This is a genomic window from Mesorhizobium sp. B2-3-11, from assembly GCF_006442215.1.
Taxonomy (GTDB): Bacteria; Pseudomonadota; Alphaproteobacteria; order Rhizobiales; family Rhizobiaceae; genus Mesorhizobium; species Mesorhizobium salmacidum.
Genome location: NZ_VFVS01000026.1, coordinates 13398 through 36358 on the forward strand (window position 1 = coordinate 13398; position 22961 = coordinate 36358).

At 63.8% G+C, this 22961-nt stretch carries 17 protein-coding genes and 1 pseudogene; 8 read left to right on the top strand and 10 right to left on the bottom strand.

Annotated features, from left to right (window positions below; genetic code table 11):
* Window position 1 precedes the first annotated feature (1 nt).
* The 4 genes from FJ960_RS26740 (at window position 2) to FJ960_RS26760 (ending at window position 4086) form a co-directional block, all read left to right on the top strand.
* The gene (locus tag FJ960_RS26740) at window positions 2-1306 is read left to right on the top strand and encodes a cytosine deaminase (protein WP_140718069.1); all 1305 of its coding nucleotides are present in this window, start codon (window positions 2-4) and stop codon (window positions 1304-1306) included.
* Window positions 1306-2709 carry an FAD-binding oxidoreductase gene (locus FJ960_RS26745; protein WP_140718120.1) on the top strand — a complete coding sequence of 468 codons (1404 nt, stop codon included), beginning with the start codon at window positions 1306-1308 and terminating at the stop codon, window positions 2707-2709. Before FJ960_RS26740 ends, FJ960_RS26745 begins: the two co-directional genes overlap by 1 nt.
* Window positions 2710-2917: 208 nt before the next feature.
* Complete coding sequence (locus FJ960_RS26755) at window positions 2918-3499, top strand: NAD(P)H-dependent oxidoreductase (protein WP_140718071.1); 582 nt, start codon at window positions 2918-2920, stop codon at window positions 3497-3499.
* Window positions 3499-4086 carry an NAD(P)H-dependent oxidoreductase gene (locus tag FJ960_RS26760; RefSeq protein ID WP_140718073.1) on the top strand — a complete coding sequence of 196 codons (588 nt, stop codon included), beginning with the start codon at window positions 3499-3501 and terminating at the stop codon, window positions 4084-4086. The genes FJ960_RS26755 and FJ960_RS26760 overlap by 1 nt, the downstream gene beginning before the upstream one ends.
* A 203-nt stretch (window positions 4087-4289) precedes the next feature.
* Here the strand turns inward: FJ960_RS26760 and FJ960_RS26765 are convergent, their stop codons facing one another.
* The 5 genes from FJ960_RS26765 to FJ960_RS26785 form a co-directional block, all read right to left on the bottom strand.
* The gene (locus FJ960_RS26765; RefSeq protein ID WP_140718075.1) at window positions 4290-6740 is read right to left on the bottom strand and encodes an FAD-dependent oxidoreductase; all 2451 of its coding nucleotides are present in this window, start codon (window positions 6738-6740) and stop codon (window positions 4290-4292) included.
* On the bottom strand, window positions 6737-7918 hold the full coding sequence (locus FJ960_RS26770; RefSeq protein WP_140718077.1) for a pyridoxal phosphate-dependent aminotransferase: 1182 nt from the start codon (window positions 7916-7918) through the stop codon (window positions 6737-6739). Before FJ960_RS26770 ends, FJ960_RS26765 begins: the two co-directional genes overlap by 4 nt.
* Window positions 7911-8816 carry a homocysteine S-methyltransferase family protein gene (locus FJ960_RS26775; protein ID WP_140718079.1) on the bottom strand — a complete coding sequence of 302 codons (906 nt, stop codon included), beginning with the start codon at window positions 8814-8816 and terminating at the stop codon, window positions 7911-7913. Before FJ960_RS26775 ends, FJ960_RS26770 begins: the two co-directional genes overlap by 8 nt.
* Entirely contained in the window at window positions 8813-11266 is a 2454-nt protein-coding gene (locus FJ960_RS26780; protein ID WP_140718124.1) for an FAD-dependent oxidoreductase, read from the bottom strand. The genes FJ960_RS26775 and FJ960_RS26780 overlap by 4 nt, the downstream gene beginning before the upstream one ends.
* 95 nt (window positions 11267-11361) lie before the next feature.
* Window positions 11362-11949 (bottom strand): XRE family transcriptional regulator, encoded by a 588-nt coding sequence (locus FJ960_RS26785; protein ID WP_140718080.1) that lies wholly within the window; start codon window positions 11947-11949, stop codon window positions 11362-11364.
* Between the two features lie 180 nt (window positions 11950-12129).
* On the opposite strand from FJ960_RS26785, the gene FJ960_RS26790 reads away from it, so the two are divergent.
* The gene (locus FJ960_RS26790; protein ID WP_027145870.1) at window positions 12130-12834 is read left to right on the top strand and encodes a nitroreductase; all 705 of its coding nucleotides are present in this window, start codon (window positions 12130-12132) and stop codon (window positions 12832-12834) included.
* Between the two features lie 21 nt (window positions 12835-12855).
* On the opposite strand, the gene FJ960_RS26795 is transcribed toward FJ960_RS26790, so the two are convergent.
* From FJ960_RS26795 to FJ960_RS26815, 5 genes are all read right to left on the bottom strand, one after another.
* Window positions 12856-14298: an MFS transporter gene (locus tag FJ960_RS26795; protein WP_140718084.1), complete on the bottom strand. Its 1443-nt coding sequence runs from the start codon at window positions 14296-14298 to the stop codon at window positions 12856-12858.
* A 162-nt stretch (window positions 14299-14460) separates the two neighbouring features.
* Window positions 14461-15048, bottom strand: a complete 588-nt coding sequence (locus tag FJ960_RS26800) for a sarcosine oxidase subunit gamma (RefSeq protein WP_140502622.1) — start codon at window positions 15046-15048, stop codon at window positions 14461-14463.
* Window positions 15041-18034: a sarcosine oxidase subunit alpha gene (locus FJ960_RS26805; protein ID WP_140718086.1), complete on the bottom strand. Its 2994-nt coding sequence runs from the start codon at window positions 18032-18034 to the stop codon at window positions 15041-15043. Before FJ960_RS26805 ends, FJ960_RS26800 begins: the two co-directional genes overlap by 8 nt.
* Window positions 18031-18327, bottom strand: coding sequence for a sarcosine oxidase subunit delta (locus FJ960_RS26810; RefSeq protein WP_140718088.1), 297 nt, complete (start codon window positions 18325-18327; stop codon window positions 18031-18033). Before FJ960_RS26810 ends, FJ960_RS26805 begins: the two co-directional genes overlap by 4 nt.
* Before the next feature lie 9 nt (window positions 18328-18336).
* On the bottom strand, window positions 18337-19596 hold the full coding sequence (locus tag FJ960_RS26815; protein ID WP_140718090.1) for a sarcosine oxidase subunit beta: 1260 nt from the start codon (window positions 19594-19596) through the stop codon (window positions 18337-18339).
* A gap of 196 nt (window positions 19597-19792) precedes the next feature.
* Between FJ960_RS26815 and FJ960_RS26820 the strand changes: the two genes are divergently transcribed.
* The 3 genes and pseudogenes from FJ960_RS26820 to FJ960_RS30315 form a co-directional block, all read left to right on the top strand.
* A complete protein-coding gene (locus FJ960_RS26820; protein WP_140718092.1) occupies window positions 19793-22282 on the top strand; it encodes a mechanosensitive ion channel family protein in 2490 nt (829 codons plus the stop codon).
* A gap of 146 nt (window positions 22283-22428) precedes the next feature.
* A complete protein-coding gene (locus FJ960_RS26825; RefSeq protein ID WP_027145877.1) occupies window positions 22429-22692 on the top strand; it encodes a hypothetical protein in 264 nt (87 codons plus the stop codon).
* A 104-nt stretch (window positions 22693-22796) separates the two neighbouring features.
* Window positions 22797-22954: pseudogene (locus FJ960_RS30315) on the top strand (FkbM family methyltransferase); the annotation flags it as partial.
* Window positions 22955-22961: the final 7 nt, after the last annotated feature.

Below are 22961 nucleotides of genomic sequence, written 5' to 3' on the forward strand. Positions count from 1 at the left end.
CTTGATACCAACCTCCGGTCCCTATCACCTCGCCAATGTCCGGCTTCACGCGTCGCTGACGCCGGGCCTTGCCGCGGCTTTCGACAGAGATGGTTTTGCGCTGACCGATATCACCGTCGCGGGCGGCAAGATTTCCAGCATCGCCGCTACGCATGCCGCATCGAAGGTATCGGCCGGCGCCATCGACCTTGGCGGCCGTGTCGTGCTGCCGTGTTTCGTCGACTGCCACACGCACATCGACAAGGGCCATATCTGGCCGCGAAAGCCCAATCCTGACGGTACGTTCATGGGCGCTCTGAACGCTACGGGCGCCGACCGCACTGCCCGCTGGAGCGCCGAGGATGTGGCGCGCCGCATGGATTTCTCGCTGCGCTCGGCCTACGCGCATGGCACCCGGGCGCTCAGAACTCATATCGACAGCGTCGCGCCGCAGGAGGAAATCTCCTGGCCGGTGTTCGAGACGATGCGCGAGGCATGGCGTGGTCGCATCAAATTGCAGGGTGCTTGCCTGCTCGGCATCGAGGGCGTGCGCGACAAAAAATGGTTCGACAGGCTGGCGAAACGCGTGGCCGCCGCCAAGGGCGTGCTTGGCGTCGTCACCTATATGGTGCCAGACCTGGAAGAGCTGCTCGACCACGTTTTCGCGCAAGCGATCAAGCATGAGCTCGATCTCGATTTCCATGCCGACGAGACCGACGATGTCGCCGCAATCTCGCTGAAGAAGATCGCCGAGGCGGCACTGTGGAACGGCTTCGAGGGAAAAATCCTCGTCGGCCATTGCTGCTCGCTGGCGCGGCAGCCGGATCTCGAGGTGCTGGACACGCTGGACAAGGTGGCGAAGGCTGGGCTCGCAATCGTGTCGCTGCCGATGTGCAATCTCTATTTGCAAGATCGTCGCGCTGATCAAACCACACCGCGCTGGCGTGGCGTGACGCTGCTGCACGAGATGAAGGCGAGGGGCATTCCGGTGGCCGTCGCTTCAGACAACACGCGCGATCCCTTCTATGCCTATGGCGATCTCGACATGCTGGAGGTCTACCGCATGGCGACACGTATCCTGCATTTCGATCATCCGGTCGCCGACTGGCCGCAGGCGGTCACCGCGACGCCGGCCAAGGTGATGCGGCTCGATGGCTTCGGCACGCTTGCCGCCGGAGGCGATGCCGACTTCGTGCTGTTTAAAGGTCGGAGCTGGACGGAATTGCTGTCGCGGCCCGAATCGGATCGCATCGTCGTACGCGCCGGACGCGCGATCGACCGGCAATTGCCCGACTATGCCGAACTCGACGAGTTGATGGTGGAATGATGAATGTTTCGGCGCTGAAACGCGATCTCGATGGGATGAAGCTCGACGACAATCCGGCCATCGTCCAGCAGAAGAGCCGCGACTTCTACTGGTACAGCCCGGTTCTGAAACAGCAGCTCGACCATGTCACCGGCGACTTGATCGTGACGCCGAAGACCGAAGCCGAGCTGATCCGCGTGCTTGCCGCCTGTCACCGCCATGGCGTGCCGGTGACGCCGCGCGGCAGCGGCACCGGCAATTACGGCCAGGCGATGCCTCTGTCGGGAGGCGTGGTGCTCAATCTTGCGGAGATGAACGAGATCAAGTCGATCGGCCCAGGCCGCGTGGTGACCGGACCCGGCGCGATCCTGGCCGACATCGACAAGGCGACACGGACGCATTCCGGACAGGAACTGAGGCTGTCGCCCTCCACCTACAACACCGCTTCGATCGGCGGCTTCATCGCCGGCGGTTCTGGCGGCGTCGGCTCGATCAATTTCGGCGGATTGCGCGATTTCGGCAATGTGCTGCGCTTGCGCGTGGTGACGATGGAGGCCGAGCCGAGGGTGCTCGAACTGACAGGCGAAGACCTGCACAAGGTGACCCATGCCTATGGCACCAATGGCATCATATCAGAGGTCGAGATGCCGCTGACGGCAGCCTATGAGTGGATCGACGTCATCGTCGGCTTCGACGCTTTCATGGATGCGGCCCGCTATGGCAATGCGCTGGCCTGCCAGGATGGCATCCTGACCAAGCTGATCACGCCGATCGCAGCACCCGTTCCGCAGCTCTATTTCAAACGCCACCAGAAATTTTTCAGGGAAGGCCAAAGCATCTGCGTCGTCATGGTGGCGCGGCATGGGCTGGATGCCTTCCTTGCCTTCACGCGCCGCGCCGGCGGTGAAGTGATCTTCAACGCCGCCCTTGCCGCGCCGGAGGAGAAAAAGGGCCTGCCGCCGGCCTATGAATTGGCCTGGAACCACACGACGCTCAGGGCGCTGCGCGTGGACCCAGCCATCACCTATCTGCAGTCGCTCTATCCCTTTCCCAACCAGCTGGCGCTGGTCGAGAAAATGGATGCGATGTTTCCCGGCGAGGTGTTCTCGCATCTCGAATTCGTGCGGCTGGACGGCAACATCACCTGCTTTGGCCTGCCACTGGTCAACTTCACCACCGAGGCGCGGCTCAACGAGATCATCCGCCTGCACGAGGACAATGGCTGCCCGATCTTCAACCCGCACCGCTACACGCTGGAAGAGGGCGGCATGAAGCAGACGGACGCGGTGCAACTCGCCTTCAAGCGTGAGACCGACCCGCAAGGCTTGCTCAACCCTGGCAAGATGATCGCCTGGGAAAACCCGGACTATGATTATCGTTCGGGCCGGACTTTTCTGTTCAAGGGGCTGCAAAAGGCAGGCTGATAACGATGAAGCGTTTGCGCCAAGCCATCCCCCTCTGGCCTGCCGGCCATCTCCCCCTCAAGGGAAATTGGATGTCGCTTGGGCTTTCGCCAATTGCCAACGCCGCAACGGATTGGGGACGTCGAAACTGCCAATCTCCCCCCTGGAGGGGGAGATGCCCGGCAGGGCAGAAGGGGGCGCCTCGCGCTGACCTGCGGGATGTCCTCCCATGAACATCCTCGTCCTCTACGCCCATCCGGTCGAGACCAGCTTCAATGCCGGCCTGCACCGGATGATCGTCGAGCGGCTGACGGCGGCGGGCCATACAGTCGATGACTGCGACCTCTATGCCGAGGACTTCGACCCGCGGCTGACGCGGGCCGAGCGGCTCGCCTATCACGACCAGCGTGGACCAGGCGATGCGGTCACCGGCTACATTCAGAGGCTACAGGCAGCCGAGGCTCTGGTGCTGTCGTTTCCGGTGTGGAACTACGGCTATCCGGCGATCCTGAAAGGGTTTTTCGACCGCGTCTTCCTGCCCGGCGTGTCGTTCAAGCTTGTCGATGGCAAAGTGCAGCCGACGCTACACAACATCCGCAAACTGACGGCTGTCACCACCTATGGCGGCAGCCGATTCCGCGCCATGCTGATGGGCGACCCGCCGCGCAAGGTTGTGAAGTGCATGCTGCGCGCCACGATCAAGCCTGGCGCTCCGGTCTCCTATCTCGCCCACTATTCGATGAACCTGTCGACCGACGGGACGCGGAAGTCCTTCACGGCGAAGGTCGCGGCCAGCATGGATGCATTTTGATGCGTGCGCTTGTGGTCTATTGCCATCCGGTGCCGGAGAGTTTTTGCGCTGCGGTCCGCGATACCGCCGTGGAAGTGCTGACGCGGCGAGGCTGGGACGTGCGGCTGCTCGACCTTTATGCGGAAAAGTTCGATCCGGTGATGAGCTGCGAGGAGCGGCGTTCCTACAACGATCAGGCGCCGCGGGATCCGGCACTGAAACCGCATTTCGAACTGCTCAACTGGGCCGAGGCGATCCTGTTCGTCTATCCGACCTGGTGGTACGGGCTGCCGGCGATGTTGAAGGGCTGGCTCGACCGCGTGTGGGCGACCGACATCGCTTTCAAGCTGCCGGCTGGCAAGGGAGGGATCAAGTCGCTGATGACGCATGTGACCAAGGTCGGCGTCATCACCACCTGCGGTGCGCCGACCTGGTGGAGCGTCGTCGTCGGCCAACCCGGACGCAAGACCTTGCTGCGTGGCATGCGGGCGCTATGCGCCAGACGCTGCAAGACGTTCTTCCTGGCGCATTATTTAATGGACGCGTCGACGCCGGCGACGAGGGCGGCGTTTCTGGTGAAGGTGCGGGCGAAGCTGGAGCGGTTTTAAGCGCGGGACTTGCCTTCTCTCCTTGTGGTTAGAAGGTGGCCTCGCGAAGCGAGGTCGGATGAGGGGTGTTCCAGAGAACACCGACATCTCACTCCGCTGGAACACCCCTCAACCGTCTCGGCGCTACGCGCCGATCCACCGCCCTGGGCGAGTCACGGGCCTCGCCCGCCCTTCGGGCCCCACAAGGGAGAAGGAAGAAAGCGCTACATCTTCGTTCGTTCCGCCTTCGGATCATACATCGGCTTCAGCGATGCCTCCGCCGCAAACCGCTCGCCGGCGATTTCGATTTCGTAGGTCGAGGCCAGCACATCTGCCTCGCTCTCGCCCTGGCAAGGCACATAGCCCAGCCCGATCGCCCCGCCGAGATGGTGACCATAGTTGCCGGAGGTGATCGGACCGACGATCTTGCCGTCGCGCAGGATCGCCTCGTTATGGAAGAGCAGGGGCTGCGTATCCTTCAGGCGGAACTGGACCAGACGGCGGTCCAGTCCAGCTTCCTTCTTCTTCAGCACGGCATCTCGGCCGATGAAATCGCCCTTGGCCGTCTTCACCGCGAAGCCGAGGCCCGCCTCCAGCACGTTGTCTTCATCGGTGATGTCATGGCCGAAATGGCGGAAAGCTTTTTCGATGCGGCAGGAATCCAGCGTGTGCAACCCGCACAGCTTCAGCCCGACATCCGCGCCGGCATCGTCGATCGCCTCGAAGACATGGGCGGCCTGGTCGCTCGAGACATAAAGCTCCCAGCCGAGTTCGCCGACATAGGTGACGCGATGCGCCCGGGCGAGGCCCATGCCGATTTCGATCTCCTGGAAGGTGCCGAACGGATTGTTCTCGTTGGAGAAGTCGTTGGGGCTGACCTTCTGGATCAGTTTTCGCGCATCCGGGCCCATCAGGCAAAGCACGCTTTCGGCGGCGGTAACATCGGTGATGACCACGAACTGCTCGCCGGCATGCCGGCGCAGCCAGGCGAGGTCGCGCTGCAGCGTGGCGCCCGGCACGACGAGGAAATAGGCAGTCTCCGAAAGCCGCGACACGGTGAGGTCGCTCTCGATCCCGCCGCGCTGGTTGAGCATCTGGGTATAGACGATCTTGCCCGGCGCCACGTCCATGTCGTTGGCGCAGAGCCTTTGCAGGAAGGCGCAGGCATCGCTGCCCTCGACGCGGATCTTGCCGAACGAGGTCATGTCGAACAGGCCGACCTTATTGCGGACGGCTAGATGTTCCTCGCGCTGGTTGTCGAACCAGTTCTGCCGCTTCCAGGAATAGCGATATTCGCGTTCCTGTCCTTCGCGCGCGAACCAGTTGGCGCGCTCCCAGCCGGCGACTTCGCCGAACACGGCGCCACGCGCCTTCAGATGCTCATGCAGGGGCGAGCGGCGCACACCACGCGATGTCGCCATCTGGCGGTAGGGGAAATGGTCGGCATAGAGCAGGCCGAGCGTTTCGGTAACGCGCTCCTTGAGATAGCGGCGGTTCTTCTGAAACGGCTGGGTGCGGCGGATGTCGACTTCCCAGAGGTCGAACGGCGCTTCGCCATCGTTGATCCACTGCGCCAGCGCCATGCCGGCGCCGCCGGACGAGACGATGCCGATCGAATTGTAGCCGGTCGCCATCCAGTAGCCGCGCAGCTCCGGCGCCTCGCCGAGATAGTAGCGGTCGTCGGGAGTAAAGCTTTCGGGGCCGTTGAAGAAAGTGTGGATGCCGGCGGTGGCCAGCATCGGCATGCGGTTGACGCCCATTTCGAGGATCGGCTCGAAATGGTCCATATCCTCGGGCAACTGATCGAAGCAGAAATCCTCGCGAATGCCCTCCATGCCCCATGGCTTTGCCACCGGTTCGAAGGCGCCGAGCATCATCTTGCCGGCGTCTTCCTTGTAGTAGGCGCACTCGTCCGGCACGCGCAGCACCGGCAGCCGGCCGAGGCCGGGGATCGGCTCGGTGACGAGATAAAAGTGCTCGCAGGCGTGCAGCGGGATGTTCACGCCGTTCCGGGCGCCGAGGTCGCGCGCCCACATGCCGGCGCAGTTGACGACGATGTCGGTTTCGATCGTGCCCTGGTCTTCGCCTTGCGCCCAGGACACGCCGGAGACGCGGCCATTTTTCGTATGGACTTTTGTGACCTTCACATTCTCGGCGATGGTGGCGCCGCGCTGACGCGCACCCTTGGCCAATGCCATGGCGATGTTGGCGGGGTCGCACTGGCCGTCGAGCGGCAGATGCACGGCGCCGACCACGTCGGAGACGTTGAGATGCGGGTACATCTCTTTGACTTCGTTGGGAGAAATCTCACGCACGTCGACATCGAAGGCGCGGGCGAGCGACGCCTGCCTGTAGATCTCGTGCTTGCGCTCTTCGGTCAGCGCCACGGTGATCGAGCCGACCTGGCGCATGCCGGTGCCGACCTCGGTCTCGGCTTCCAGCTTGACGTAGAGGTCGGCCGAATATTTCGCCAGCCGGGTCATGTTCTGCGAGCCGCGCAACTGTCCGATCAGCCCGGCGGCATGCCATGTCGTGCCCGAGGTCAGCTGCTTGCGCTCTAAAAGCACGATGTCGGTCCAGCCGAGCTTGGCCAGATGGTAGGCGACCGAGCAGCCGGAGACGCCGCCGCCGATGATGACCGCCCGCGCTTTGGTGGGAAGGGTCCTGGCGGTCATGCGGCCTCACGGCGGTAGCTGGAAACGAAACGGCGCAGCCGGGCGGCTGCTTCCCTGAGCACGGGTTCGGGCTGGCACAAGCTGATGCGGATATGGCCGGCGGCGGCTTCGCCGAAGCTGGAGCCCGGCATGACGCCGACCTTTTCCTTGTCGAGGAGGGCGAAGGCGAATTTCTCGTCGTCGGGTTCGACAGCCGAAATGTCGAGCATGACATACATGCCGCCTTCGGAACCGCGCACGGTGACATCGTTCATTCCGTGTACCGCATCGAGCAGGACGGTGCGGCGTGCGGCGTAGCGTTCGGCGATGTCCTTGACGCCATAGTTCTGCTCCAGCGCCTCGGTGCAAGCGATCGAGATGAAGGCGGGCAAGCCGTAGGTCGTCACCAGGTTGAGGTTGATCAGCAATGTGATCATTTTCTCAGGACCGGTCAGCCAGCCCATGCGCCAGCCGGTCATGCCGTGGCTCTTGGACATGGAATTGATGACCAGCGTGCGCTCGGCCATGCCTGGCAGCGAGCGCGGCGAGATGTGCTCGCCGCCGCCCAGCGTCCAGTAGACCTCGTCGGACAGCAGCCACAGGTCATGCTCGCGGCAAACCTCGGCCAATTGTTCCAGCCGCTCGCGCGAATACACCGCACCGGTCGGGTTGTTCGGCGTGTTGATCAATATGGCGCGCGTGTTGGGCTTGAGTGCCGCGCGGATCATGTCCGCGCGGGGTTGGAAACCATCCTCGGCCGGTGTCTCGACAACGGTGAAACTGGCACCCGCCGCACTGAAGGTGTTGGGATAAGTGGCATAATAAGGGGCGACGACGATGGCGTGGTCGCCCGGGTCGAGAACAGCCTGCACGGCCGCGTAAAGTGCGGCCTGGCCGCCTGGCGTGGCGATGACCTCTTCCGGCATCGTCTCGACGCCGGTGCAGGCGCTGGAGGCCGCCGCCATCGCCTTGCGCAGGCGTGGCAAGCCAGGCAGCGGCGTGTAGTGATGGTTGCTGCCACGGACCGCTACCACACAAGCTTCGATCGTTTCCGAAGGCGTGTCGAAATCATGGTCGCCGGCCGACAGCATGATGATGTCCTCGCCGGCTTCCTTGCGGTTCCAGGCGGCGAAATGAACCTCCCAGCCGTCCTTGCCCGATGGCACGATGCCGGTAATGCGCGATGATGGTCTAGGCATGTGAGACTCCCGAGATCGCGTAGCCGTTCCGTTGCAGCCGGTCGCGCAAGGCGGCGATATGGGCAGGACCGACCTCGCAGCAACCGCCGACGATGTCCGCACCCGCTTCCACCCAGCCGACAGCCTGTTCGGCATAAGCGTCCGGACCGAGGTCGTGGCGGGCATGCAGTACATCCACCGTGCCGCCATGCTTGAGCGCTTCGGTGGAGGTGAAGCCATTGGCATAGGCCCCGACTGGGCCGCCCAGCTCGATCAGTTCCGGCAAGGCCGCCGCGATCGCTTCCGGGCGGCAGCAGTTGAGCAGCCGCGCCGCCACCGGCAGATCGCCAAGCGCCTCCGCCGCCGACGCAATCGTCTCGCCACTGCGCAAGCGTGGCGTGCCGTGATCGGCCAGTGTCCATGACACCCAGACAGGCTTGCCGCTTTCCGATGCCGCGGTGACCGCGGCCCGCGCTTCCTCTGATGACGCCATGGTCTCGCACAGGAACAGGTCGACACCGTCCGCCTGCTCGGCGACGATACGGCGGTAGATGTTGAGCGTGTCCTGGTAGGAGATGGTCAGCGCCGGCGCGTAGCTGCCGAAAAGCGGCGACAGGCAGCCGGCGATGGCCGCATCGCCCGCCTCGTCGCGCGCTTGCCTGGCCAGCTCGATGCCACGCTTCTGCAATGGCTTGAACAAGTCTTCCGCGCCTTCGCGCACCAAGCGTTCGGGCGTCGCCGAATAGGTGTTTATGGTGATGACACGGGCACCGGCGCGGATGAATTCGGCATGCAGGCCGCGCACGAGGTCCGGTTCGTCCATCAGCACCCTGGCCGACCACAGCGGCGTCGGCTCGGACTTGCTGCGCCGCACCAGCTCCTGACCCATGCCGCCATCGGTGAGGATAACGCTCTTCATGCCCGCAGCCTTTCGTTCCTGGGATCCCACAAGGGCTCGTCCTGCTGCACGACCGCCTTGAAGCGATCGCCGAAGATGTCGACCTCGACGGCGGTACCGGGTTCGGTCAGGTCGGCGCGCAGCATGCCGAGCGCGATCGACTTGTCGACGCGATGGCCCCAGCCCCCCGATGTCGTCTCGCCGACGATCTGGCCGTCATGCCAGAGCGTCGACATGTAAGGCGCGTCGCAATCGCCGGGACTTTCGACCACGAGCGTGACGAAGCGTTTCTTCACGCCTTGCTGTTTCTCGTTCTGGAGCGCCGACTTGCCACGGAAGTCGGGCTTTTCCCATTTGACGAAACGCTCCAGCCCGCCCTGCAGGATAGAGTAGTCCGTCGACAGGTCGCCCTTCCAGGTGCGGTAGCCCTTTTCCAGACGCAGCGAATCCAGCGCGTACATGCCGAACGGCTTCAACCCATGATTCTGCCCGGCGGCGCAGATCGCATCGAAGATCGCGGCGGTGTCGTCGACCCTGGTGTGGATCTCCCAGCCGAGCTCGCCGGCGAAGGAGACACGGACCAGCTTGGCCCAGCGGCCGGCAATCCTGGTCTCCTGATGGGTCAGCCATGGCAGGGTCAGGTCGGCACCACAGACATCGGCAAGGATTTTTCGCGAATTGGGACCGGCCAGGATCTGCGTGGAGAATTCCTCCGTCCGGTCGATCAGCTTGAGCGCCGCATCACCGGGCATGTGCGATTTCAGCCATTCGAAGTCATGCCACTGCGCCACCGCCGCGGTGATCAGCGTCATGGATTCCTCGCCATGGCGTACCACCGACATTTCGGTGACGATGCGGCCCTTGTCGTCGGAGAAATAGACGAGGCCGATGCGGCCAGGCTTCGGCACCAGGCCGGTCACTTGCCGGCTCAACCACTCGGCGGCACCTGGGCCCTCGAGGTTGAAGCGCGAGAAGCCGGGCAGGTCGAGGATGCCCGCGGCGTCACGCACGGCCAGGCACTCTTCACGGACGCGATGCTGCCAGGGTCCGTCGCGGCGGAAGGTCAACGTGGCTTCCTCGGAGACGTCGTCGCCGTCCTGCGCGTACCAGATAGCGCGCTCCCAGCCATTATAGGCATCGAAGCGGGCGCCGAACGCCTTGATGCGATCGTGGATCGGCGACAGTTTTCTGTCACGTCCTTCCGGCCAGGCGTGACGCGGGAACTGGATGGCGTATTCATTGCCATAGATTTCCATGCCCTTGGCCACGCAATAGTCCGGCGCGGAAGCAAAGGAAGTAAAGCGGCGCGGATCGCACGACCACATGTCCCATTCGGTCCGGCCTTGCGTCACCCATTCGGCCAGCACCTTGCCGGCGCCACCGCCCTGGGCGATGCCGAAAGTGAAGACGCAAGCCTCGAAGGCGTTGGGAACGCCCGGCATCGGACCGATCAGCGGATTGCCGTCCGGCGCATAAGGGATCGGGCCGTTGATGACCTTGGAGAGGCCCGCGGTGCCCAGGATCGGCACGCGGGCGACCGCGTCGGCCAGGTAATGCTCCAGCCGGTCGAGATCGTCGGGGAAGAGCTGGAAGGAAAAGTCCTCCGGCATGGGGTCGCTGTGGGTGGCCCAATGCGCGCGGCAATTGCGCTCATAGGGGCCAAGATTCATGCCGGCCTTTTCCTGGCGCAAATAGTATGAGGTGTCGACGTCGCGCAGCAGCGGCAGCTTCTTGCCCTGTTCCTTCGACCAGGCGGCGAGTTCGGGGATTTCCTCGAACAGTATGTACTGGTGGCTCATCACCATCATCGGCACGTCGCGGCCGAACATCCTGCCGACTTCGGCGGCACGGTAGCCGGCTGCATTGACGATGATCTCGCAGCGGATCTCGCCTTGCGCTGTTACGACCACCCATTCGTCCTTCTCGCGTCGCACGCCGGTGACGGGGCAGAAGCGGATGATCCTGGCGCCCATGTCGCGCGCGCCTTTAGCCAGCGCCTGCGTCAACTGTGCCGGGTCGATGTCGCCGTCGCTCGGATCGTAGAGCGCGCCCTTCAACTCGTGCGTTTCGAGGAAGGGGTAGCGGCGCTTGATCTCGTCGAGCCCGACCACGTCTATGTCCATGCCCTGGTGGCGGCCCATGCCCTTGGCGCGCTGGAATTCCTGCATGCGCTCGTTGGAGTGGGCGAGCCTCAGCGAGCCGGTGACATGGTAGTTCATGGGATAGTCGACCGCGTCGGCGAGCCCACGATAGAGCTCGGTCGAATAGCGCTGCATGTTCATCAGCGACCAGGAGGAGGAGAAGGTCGGCACATTGCCGGCAGCATGCCAGGTCGAGCCCGAGGTCAGCTCGTTCTTTTCCAGGAGCACGCAGTCGGTCCAGCCGGCCTTGCCCAGATGATAGAGCGAGGAGGTGCCGACAACGCCACCTCCGATGATCACCACGCGCGCCGAGCTCGGCAAACCCGCCATGTTCTTCTCCCAATCTTCAAGCGCGCCGCGCTTTATTTTTGTTTGATGCATGTCGTTATCCCAAAACCGCTCCACGGGTTTGGGGCGACATGCACTCAATAGACTGGTGGCGAAACCACCCAGATGACGACCGCCGGCTCGCTACCCGGATTGCGCCAGCGGTAAGGCTTGCCTTCGAAGCGGAAGGAGTCGCCTTCGCCAAGCCGGTGCCAGACCCCGGCTATTTCGATGTCGAACTGCCCGGACGCGATGTATCCGGCCTCCTCGGTCGGCCGGCGGGCCTCGCTCTTCAACTCCGCGCCCGGCGCGAAGACCGACCGCACCATCTCGAAGCTACCACCGAGGTCGGGTGACAGAAGCTCCTCCACCAGGCCGGATTCGCTGGTGCCAAGCGTGCGACGCTTGCCGGCGCGCACCACCACGCCGCGCTCGCTTTCCACGGGCACGTCATGGCTGAAGAACAGGCTGATCGGCACGCCGAACAACTCGGCGAAGGCCCTGAGGTCACTGAGCGATGGCGTCGACAGGCCGCGCTCGACCTGGCTGACCCAGCCGACTGACCGGCCGAGTTTCAGCGCGATCTCGGCCAGCGTTAGCCCGCGCACCCGGCGCAAGGCCCTGATATCGCCGGCCAGGACTCGTTCGTCAGCTCCCTGTAATGTTCGTACGGTAGGGGAGGCCAAATCGCTCACTTCATGAAAAATTGCAGTCGAATTTCATGAGAAATGAAGCTCATGAAAAAATCAAGTAGATTTTCACCAATGCTCAAGATTTGCTTGCAGGATTTTGACGGTTCATGCAAAGGCTCCGCCGCGAGCGGCGAGTGGGGACGTCCGATCGACATAATGGCTAAGGGACGGCCCATGCTGGAAAAGAAGGCTCGAATCGCGGTTGATGCCGAGATCGTCGACGATGCGATCATGTCGCGCCGTTCGGTGCGCGCATTTCTGCCCGACATGGTCGACGACGAGACGATCCGAGACATACTGACTGTTGCTGCGCGGGCTCCCTCCGGCACCAACATGCAGCCGTGGCGGGTCTATGTCACCAAGGGCGGGACCAAGCAACGGATCACGGATGCCATCATGAATTCCGGCATCCGCGCGGAAAAAGCCGACTGGGACGAATACCGCTATTATCCCACCCAGTTCTTCGAGCCTTATCTCACCCGCCGCCGTGCCAACGGGTTCGGCCTCTACGGCGCGCTCGGCATCGGCCGCCGGGAAGTCGACAAGATGCGCGCCCAGCACGACCGCAACTTCGTCTTCTTCGACGCGCCGGTCGGCATGATCTTCACCATCGACCGCCGGCTCAACCAGGGTTCGTGGATCGATTACGGCATGTTCCTGCAGAACATCATGGTCGCGGCGCGCGGCAGGGGGCTGCATAGCTGTCCGCAAGCGGCCTTCGCGCCCTATCACCGGCAGATCCGGCCGGTGCTCGACATTCCCGACGAGGAGATCGTCGTCTGCGGCATGGCGCTCGGCTATGAAGACACGTCCAAGCCCGAGAACGCCTTCCGCACCGACCGTGAGCCGCTCGAGGAATGGGTGACGTTCAGCGAATAGGTTTCGTCCGGCGCAGCTCCGCTACTCTGTATTCATGTGCGCGCCGTGGCCGCTGACATGGGCGCCGTCCTGCGGCGTCAGCTTGAGATAGGCGAGCAGCGCGCAGAGCGTGATGATGCCCTCGATCACGAACAGGATCCGGAAATCGCTGGCGGCGGCCGGCCCGCCGCCGGCGAGAAACGACAGCATCGCAGCCGCCAGGCCGACGCTGATCGCGACCGCCAGCTGCCAGAGAATATAGTAGAGCGCGCTGAAGCGGGCGAGTTGTTCGGGCGCGATGTCGGAATAGGCGAGATTGCCGGTCGAAGCCCATTGCACCGAGCGAAAGACGCCAAAGACGAAGATGTAGGTGAGCGTGATCCAGACCGGAGTCGTTGCTTGCATCAAGGCGAAGCCCGCGACCATGGCGGCAACAACGGGTGTGTTGAAGACCAGCACGCGGCGAAAACCGAAACGGTTGAGGACGCGTGGCATGAAGACACGCATACCCACCGAACCGACCGCCGCCACGAAGGTCAGCGATCCCGCCTGCACCGCGCTCATGCCGAAGCCGAGCTGGAACATCAGCGGCAGCAGGAAGACGACGGAGCTGAGACCGATCGTGTCGAGCCCGCCGCCAGTAAGGAAGGAGATGCGGAAGGTGCGGATGCGCAGGAGCTTGAGATCGAGCAGGGGATTGCGCACACGCAGGCAGTAGAAGGAGGCGGCCGTCAGGATGATGAGCGCCAGCGCAAGCTCGGCGGCGATCATGCTGCCGGCGGCGTCTTTCGCCGCGAGCGAGTCCATGCCGAAGACCAGCAGGACCATGCCGCCGCCGACCAGCACAAAGCCTGGAAAATCGAACCGCGTGCGCGCCGGCTTGGTCATTGTCGGAAACAATGAGGCGGCAAGAATAGCCGCCGCGAGCGCGAACGGCACGTTGATGAAGAAGATCCAGCGCCAGGAGATGTAGGTGGTCAATGCGCCGCCGACGAGCGGACCGACCAGCGGCCCGGACTGCCCGGCCAGTGAGATATACATGTTGATCTTCAAGGTCCGGCTGCGCGGGAAGGTCGACAGGATCACTACCTGGCCGAGCGTGCCCATCAGAGCGCCACCGAAGCCCTGCAGCGCGCGGGCGCCGACCAGCATCCAGATGTCGTTCGACAGCCCGCACAGGGCCGATGAAGCGGCAAACACCAGCAGGGCAAAGCAATAGACATTGCGCAGGCCGAAACGGTCGGCGGCCCAGCCGCCGAGCGGCATCGAGATGATCAGGCTGGCGACGTAGACGGTGATCAGCAGGCCGAGCTGGCTTGGCGGACGGCCAAGGCTTTCGCTGATGCCCGGCAGCGCCGTCACCACGACATTCTGGTCGAGGCTGGTCATGAACACGCCGCAGGCAACGGTCAGCGGCAGCAGGAGCAAGGCTCTGGCCGACACATCGGCGCGATCGGTGGCGCCGGCGGATAATTCAGCGGTCATGGGGATGTTCGAACCAAATATGCCGACTCTGAGATGGGATTTTCATCCCCTTGGACCGGTTGAACGGGCCACGTTGCCATCATGGGCGCCCGCGGCGGGATTCTCTAGCGGCAGAACCAGCCGGCATTGAGGCCAGAGGCAGCCGCTCTAAGGCCACACCGCCTACTGTGCCTCGTAGCCGACCTCCTCGCTGGCGTGGCAGAGCGCCTTCCAGAACGAGCGGGCGAAGGAGCGGAAGACATAGATGTCGAACTGGTCGGTGCCGGTGCGCTGGATCTGGGCGAAGACATCGTGATGCGTTGTCGAGCGGCCGGCGCCGACCGGAAAGGCGGGCAGGGCGAAGTCGATGGCGAAGAATTTCGACAGCACCCATTCGGCTTTCGGCCCGGCGATCCGGATGGCGGTGCGGCCATGCGACAGGTCCGTCACCGTGCCGATGGCCGGCGTCACCGACTTGGCGAAGGCCGCGGCCAGTCCTTCGGCCTCATCGGTTACCGTGAATTTTCCCGGTGCGAAGCCGAACACCGATTTCACGCCGTCGCTCAAGCCGCCGCCAGCGCCGTCGGGCAGCGCAAGCCCGGTGACGCCGCGGATGGCCGCGATCAGTTTCTTCTCTTCGCCCGGCCATGCTGCGAGTTGCACGATCGAGCCCGGCCGGGTTTCGGTGAGCAGTATCTCGACGCCATGTTCGAAATTCCCATGCGAGCCGACATGGAACTCCGGCTCGAGGGGCGATTGACGCTCAGCCATGCATGCGGGTCCCTTCCGGATCGTAGAAGTGGTTGGAGACGATCTCCACGGGGCCGAAGCGGTTGCGCAAGGGATCGGAGACATGGGCGCGCGTGCCGTGCCTGGCCTTGCCGCCCTTGACCAGCGCCAGCGCGATATGCTTGCCGAGCGCCGGCGAATAGCAGCAGGCGGTGATGTGCCCGACCGAGCCGTGCGGATTGGCTTCGTCGACCTCCTCGACGATGTGCGCGCCGCCATTGAGCGGCCGGTTGTCGAGCGCGACCAGGCCGACCAGTTCCAGCCGCTCGGACGCAACGAGACCTTCGCGGTCCATCATCGCCGAGCCGATGAAGGGCTTCTTCTTCGACAGCATCCAGTCGAGATGCAGGTCGCGCGCCGTGGTGCGGCCGTCGATCTCGGCGCCGGTGACATGGCCCTTCTCGATGCGCATCGTGCCCAGCGCCTCCAGCCCGTAGGTGACCAGCCCGAACGGCTTGCCGGCTTCGATCAACGCTTCCCAGACATGGGTGCCGTGGCCGGCGCCGCAATAGACCTCGAACGCCATTTCACCGGAGAAGGATAGCCGGCAAATCATCACCGGCACAGCTGAAATGTCGCCGTGCACGATGCCCATGAAGGGCAGCGTCGCATTGTCGACAGCCGTGCCGGTGACACAGGCGGCCAGAATCTGCCTCGCTTTCGGCCCGCCGATCGCGGCTCCCGCCCATTCGTCGGTCACGGAGGTGACGTGGACCTTGAGTTCCGGCCAGATCACGTCGAGGAAATATTCCAAATGCTGCATCACCTTGCCGGCGTTGGCCGTGGTGGTGGTCATCAGGAAATCCTGTTCGCCGAGCCGCCAGGTGGTGCCGTCGTCGAAAGCGAAACCATCCTCTCGCAGCATCAAACCGTAGCGCGCCTTGCCAACGGCGAGGGTCGAGAACATGTTGGTGTAGACACGGTCGAGGAACGTGGCGGCGTCGGGGCCCTGCACGGCGATCTTGCCCAACGTCGAGACATCGACGATGCCCGCACTTTCGCGCGTCGCCTTGGCTTCGCGCACGTAGGCCTGTTCGATGGTTTCGCCTGAAAGCCCGTAGATCATCGGCCGGTACCAGAGGCCGGCCGAATACATGGTCGCGCCATTGGCGACATGCCAGTCATGCATCGGCGTCAGCCGTTCGGGCTTGAGGTCGCCGAAGCGCTCGGCTGCCAGCGAGCCGATCGACACCGGTGCGAAGGGTGGCCGGAAGCGCGTCGTGCCGACTTCCGGGATTGGCTTGCCGAGCGCTTCCGCCATGATGGCAAGACCGGGGACGTTGGAGCTCTTGCCCTGGTCGGTGGCCATGCCGAGCGTGGTGTAGCGCTTCAAGTGCTCGACAGAGACGAAGCCTTCGCGATGCGCCAGGCGGACATCCTCCGCCGTGACGTCGTGCTGGAAGTCGACAAAGCTCTTGCCGCTGCCCTTGATTTCGAACACGGGCGCGGGATCTGGATCTCCAGGGGTTGCCTCGACAGCGGGCAATGCTACAGGCGCGGCGGTTCCGCCAGCCGCGGCAGTGCCTGCGGCGCGCCCTTCGGCGATCGCCTCGACCGTCGAAAAGCTGCCGGTGAAGGCGCCCGCGCCGATCCAATTTTGCGTCGGCTTGGGCGGCAGGAAGGCCTGCCGGGCGGCGTTCCATTCCGCCTTGGCGCCGGCCTGGCTGGCCAGATGGATGGTCGGCGACCAGCCGCCAGACATCAGCAGGCAATCGGCATGGACGCTGCGCGCATCGCCGCTCAGCGCACCGGCGACCATGTCGAAACGCTGGACCTTGAGGCCGGACAACGACTTGCCGCCTTCCGTGGCGACCACCGCATGACCGGAAAGCAATTCCGCCTCGGCTTCGCCGGCCAGGGCGCTCATCTCGGCGGACGGTTGCGGGCGCACGTCGACGATGGCAACGATCGCCGCACCTGCCTGCTTCAGCGCCAGCGCCGACCGGTAGGCGCTGTCATTGTTGGTGAACACCACGACGCGCTGCCCCGGCAGCACGCCCAATTCGTTGGCGTAGCGCTCCGCCGCATGCGCCAGCATCACGCCGGGCCGATCATTGCCGGGAAACACCAGCGGCCTTTCGAAGGCGCCGGTAGCCAGCACGACGGATCCCGCGCGGATCGCCCAGTAGCGATGGCGCGGCTCACCCTTGGCGGGCTGTGCCTTGTGGTCGCTGACCCGCTCGAGCGCGGCAAGCGTGTTGTTGTCGTAGTAGCCCCAGACCGTGGTGCGCGGCAGAAGCCGGACGTTGTCGCGCGCCTCGAGCTGAGCGACGGTGCGGTGCACCCAATCAGCCGCGGGTGCGCCATCGATGGTTTCGCCGGACCAGTTGGCCGAACCGCCGAAACGCGGCTCGAGATCGGTCAACATGACGCGGGCGCCTTGGTCCGCGGCGGCCTTGGCGGCCATCAGGCCGGCTGGGCCGGAGCCGACCACAAGCACGTCGCAAAAGGCGTTCATGCGCTCGTAGCGGGCCGGGTCCTTTGCCGATCCGGCGCTGCCGAGGCCGGCGGCGCGGCGGATGAAATGCTCGCAGAACATCCAGAAGCGCGTGCCTTTCAGCGGGCCGATAACCGGCCCCATGAAGGTCTTGTAGTAGAAGCCGGCCGACAGCAGCTTGCCCCCGAGCTGGTTGACGGCATGGATGTCCCAGGTGAGCGAGGGGAAACGGTTCTGGCTGACGGCAATCAGCCCGTCATGGATCTCGACCATGGTCGCCGGGATGTTGGGTTCCCGCACCTCGCCCTTCAGCACCGTTACCAGCGCGTTGGGCTCCTCGACGCCTGCGCTCAGCAGGCCGCGCGGGCGATGGTATTTGAAAGAACGCCCGAAAAGGGTGACGCCATTGGCCAGCAGCGCGGATGCCAGCGTGTCGCCGCCATGCCCGGTATAGGGAACGCCGTCGAACGTGAAGCGGATCGTCTTCAACCGGTCTATGCGGCCGCCGGTGACGGTGCGGCGCGGGCTCATGGCTTGTCCTCCGCCTTGCGGCGCGCGGCCGAGCTGTGATCGGCGCGCACGAAGGCGACACTGGAAATCTCATGCGTCAGCGTGTTGCGCACGACCCTCAGGTGAGCCCGGCAGCCGCCGGAATGCTGCCAGATCTCGTTGTGGTCGCCGGCCGGGTTCAGCCGGTCGTAGACGTAGGCGTTCCAGGCCTCGAAATTCTGCGAGGCAGGGTCGGGACGTTCGCGGTTGCCGTCACCCTGATAAGTGAACTCGATGACGTCGCGCGGGCCGCAATAGGGGCAAGTGATCAGCACTGAATGTTCCTAATGAAGCCGCGGGTTCGCGCCCTGGCCCTTGTCGTCGATCACCAGGCCGCGATGAAATCGGTCCAGCGTGAAAGGGGCGTTGAAATCGTGCGGCTGGTCCTTGGCGATTGTCCAGGCAAAGCACCACCCGGAAGCGGGCGTCGCCTTGAAGCCGCCATAGCACCAGCCGCAATTGAGATACATGCCGGGCAGGGGCCCGATGGTGATGATCGGCGAACCGTCCATCGACATGTCGCAGACGCCGCCCCAGGAGCGCAGCATGCGCACACGCGCTAGGCCCGGGAAAAGCGCCAGCATCTCGCTCATCACTTCGTCGACGATGGGCAGGTTGCCGCGCTGGGCGTAGCTGTTGTAGCCGTCGATGTCGCCGCCATAGACAAGGCCGCCCTTGTCGGACTGCGACATGTAGAAATGGCCCATGCCGAACGTCACGACCGTGTCGATGAAGGGTTTCAGCGATTCGGTGACGAAGGCCTGCAGCACATGGCTCTCGATCGGCATTGTCTCGACGCCGGCCAGTTGCATGACGCGGCCGGTGCTGCCGGCCACCGCGACCGCTACCTTCTTGGCCCTGACATCGCCGCGCGATGTGGTAACGCCGGTGATGCGGTCGCCGTCGCGCAGGAAGCCGGTGACCTCGCAATTCTCGACGATGTCGACGCCGCGCCGGTCGGCGCCGCGTGCATAGCCCCAGGCGACCGCATCGTGCCGGGCGGTGCCGGCGCGTCGCTGCATCAGGCCGCCAACCACCGGAAAGCGTGCATCATTGGAGATATCGAGCGCCGGGATCAGGCGCTTGATCTCGGCTGGCGTCATCAGTTCCGCATCGACGCCGAGATGGCGCATGGCGTTGCCGCGTCTTGCGTAGTCGTCGAACTGAGCCGGCGTGTGCGCCAGGTTCAGGCAGCCGCGCTGCGAGAACATAACGTTGTAATTGAGTTCGTGCGACAGGTTCTCCCACAGCTTCATCGAATGTTCGTAGAAGCGGGTATTGGCGGGCAGGAGATAGTTCGAGCGAACGGCCGTCGTGTTGCGGCCGACATTGCCGGAGCCCAGCCAGCCTTTCTCCAGCACCGCGACATTGGTGATGCCATGTTCCTTGGCTAGATAGTAGGCGGTCGCCAGGCCGTGACCGCCGCCGCCGATGATGATGACGTCGTAGGATGCCTTCGGATCCGGCTTGCGCCAGGCCGGCTTCCAGTCCTTGTTTCCCTTGAACGCGTTCGCGAGCAGCGAAAGGGCTGAGTACTCTGCCATGTGTAAGGTGTCCGTTGCGGCGATGCGGCAGACTATAGAGCAGGGGGCTGATAGAAAGCCAATATTGCGCCATCGCCTTTCGACTGGCCGACGCTTGATGAGTGCGATCGTCGCGGTGACTTGCCCCATGATATGGCCGTCTTTATCAAGGACAGGCTTTTGAATGCCTTTGCCGCCCGCGAGTCGCCGATCCATCATGTTTTTTCGATTGCTTCGCCTCATTCTGGTCCTGGCGCTTGTCGTTGCGCCGCCGCTGTCGTTCGAGGCGGCGGCGCAAGGCGTTGGCCAGGCGCCCGCCGGACTGATCGCCGACCAGCAAAAGATCATCCAGGGCCTGACGACCAAGGCCGACAATTTCGAGAAGCAGACACAGCAGGATGGCGAGGACGACAGCAACCTCGTCGATATCCGCCTGCAGCTCGAGGAATTGTCGCGGCAATCGCTGACCAGCGCGCTGGCGTTCCGCACGCGCCTGGGCGAAATCAACAGCCGGCTCGAACAGCTCGGGCCGCCGCCTGCCGCGGGCCAACCGGCGGAGCCCGACATCGTCAGCGGCGAGCGCCAGGCGCTGACGTCCGAAAAGGCGGAGATTAACGCGGTCATCGCACAAGCTCAGACCTTGTCGATCCGCATCAGCGGGCTGATCGACAAGATCGGCAACATGCGCAGCGCGCTGTTTCGGAATCTGTTGACCAAGCGCTACGTACTCTCGGACGCCTTGAGCCCGCAGGTGTTTTCCGATGCGCGCGACGAGTTCGGCAATTTCTACAAGGCGGTGTCGTCCTGGCTGAGCTTCGCCATCAAGTTCAAGTTCCAGGCCATCCTGGCGGCGACCTTCGTGGCGCTCGGCCTTGCGCTGGTGCTGCTGGTCGGCGGGCGGCGCCTGTTCGGGCGGGTGTTCGAGGCCGACTCCAGCAATGAGGACCCGTCCTATCTCAGCCGTCTTTCGGTGGCGTTCTGGTCGACCTTGCTGCCGACGGTGGCGGTTGCCGCCTTTCTCGGCTCGACGATCTTCTTCTTCAACTATTATAATGTTTTGCGCGGCGATATCGGGCTCTTCCTGAATGCGCTGGCGGCCGTCATCGGCGTGGTGTTTTGCGTCAATCGGCTGACCAACGCTGCGCTCGAGCCGCGCCTACCGAACTGGCGGCTCATTCCCGTCGAAACCGGCCCGGCGCGCTGGCTGGTACGGCTAGCGACAGCCATGGCCGTGGTCATCGGCGCCAACTATTTCCTGTCGATCGTCAACGACAAGATGGGCTCGCCGCTGTCGCTGACCATCGCCCGCAGTTTCGGAGCCGCCATAACCGTCGGCGTCATCCTGATGCTGATGGCGATGCTGAGGCCGTTCAGGGCGCGTGACGGAAGCTGGCGACCATGGCCGGCATGGCTGCGCTATACATCGCTCGCCCTTGGCCTGTTCACCATCGTCGCGGCGTTGCTCGGTTATATCGGCCTTGCGCTGTTCGTCTCACAACAGGTCGTGGTCACCGGCACGGCGCTGATAACAGCCTATATCGGCTTCCTGTCGGCGCAGGCGATCGGCGAGGAGGACGCTTTCGCCAACACGTCGGTCGGGCGCTGGCTGTCGGCCAATTCCAGCTACGAGGACACCGCGCTTGACCAGCTCGGCCTTGTCGTCAGCATCGCCATCAACGTGATGATCGTGCTGGTGTTCCTGCCGCTGATCCTTTTGATGTGGGGCTTCCAGCCTGGCGATATCGAAGCGTGGGCGTACAAGCTCGCAACCGGGATCAATATCGGTTCGGTGACGATTTCGGTCACCGGCATCCTGTCGGGCATCGTCGTCTTCGTCATCGGCTATTTCCTGACGCGCTGGTTCCAGGGCTGGCTCGACGGCTCGGTCATGGCGCGTGGCAAGGTCGATACAGGGGTGCGCAACTCGATCCGGCTGGCGGTCGGCTATGCCGGCGTTGCTCTTGCGGCGCTGGTCGGTATTTCGGCGGCCGGCATCGATCTCTCCAGCCTGGCACTGGTCGCCGGCGCTCTCTCCCTCGGTATCGGCTTTGGCCTGCAGAATGTGGTGTCCAATTTCGTCTCCGGCTTGATCCTCTTGGCCGAGCGGCCGTTCAAGGTCGGCGACTGGATCGTGGCCGGCGACGTCAGCGGCACGGTCAAGAAGATCAGCGTGCGCGCCACCGAGATCGAGACTTTCCAGCGGCAGTCGGTGATCCTGCCCAATTCGAACCTGATCAACAATGCCGTCGGCAACTGGACGCACCGCAACAAGCTCGGCCGCATCGACATTAAGGTCGGTGTCGCCTATGGCAGCGACGTCAAGCATGTCCACGCCGTCCTGCTGGAGATCGCGCGCAGCCATCCGCTGGTGCTGAAGAACCCCGAGCCGTTCGTGCTGTTTTCCAATTTCGGACCCGCCGCGCTCGAATTCGAGATTCGTCTGTTCCTGGCCGATGTGATGAACGGCAACATCGTGCAGAACGACGTCCGCTTCACCGTGCTGGAGAAATTCGACGATCAGCACATCGAAATCCCTTCAACGCCTCGCGCGGTCGTCGAGGCCAAGAAGCACGTGGCATGGCCCACCGATGACGACAAGATCGAGGCCGATTTCGCCGAACAGCAAGAGGCTAAGGCGCAAGCCGAGGCCGAAGCGAAGCGTCAGGCCAAATCAGGCCGCAGGACACGCAAGCCCGATCCGGATTAGATTGGAGGCGTTGCACGTCGCCAAGACCAATTGCGGCATGAATGCGGCATTCAGTTGCGGTTCAGCTTCCATCTCATATAAGCTCCATGCAAAGGCGAAAATGCCTTGTGAAATGCAACAGAGGCGGTGGGAACACCGATATTGCAATGTGGAAGTCTCTCGTCGCCGCCGTGGCTTTGCTCGCCGTGAGCGGCTCCGCCCATGCCGCAAGCGCGGTCAACAAGGACGCCGAGACGCGCACGCTGGTCGTGACCGAGGGCGGCAGCAAGACCGAGCTTGCGCTGGCCGGCGGCGAAACCGTCGAGTTCTGCCAGAACGGTTGCTTCGTCACCTTGCCCAATGGCGACCTCGAAGCCCTGACCGGTTCGGAAACCGTCGAGATTTCCGGCGGTGTCGCCCGCATCAAGTAATCTCGGTGGCATGATTGGAAAGGCCGGGCGTTTGCTCGGCCTTTTATCATTTCCGGTAGCTGTCTAACAATGACGCTGAAAATCCCGCCGCGTCAGCCGTTTGCATCGTGTTCGAGCAGCTCGACCTCAAGCGCTATCGTCCCGGCATGATCAAGGTCGAGGTCGGCGCGCCGCCCTGTAGATAGGCCAGGTCGTGGTCAAGTTGAAAACGGCGGGCTACCAGCTTGGCTTCCAGGCCCAGGACGTGTGGGCGTTTGCCTGATGGGTAG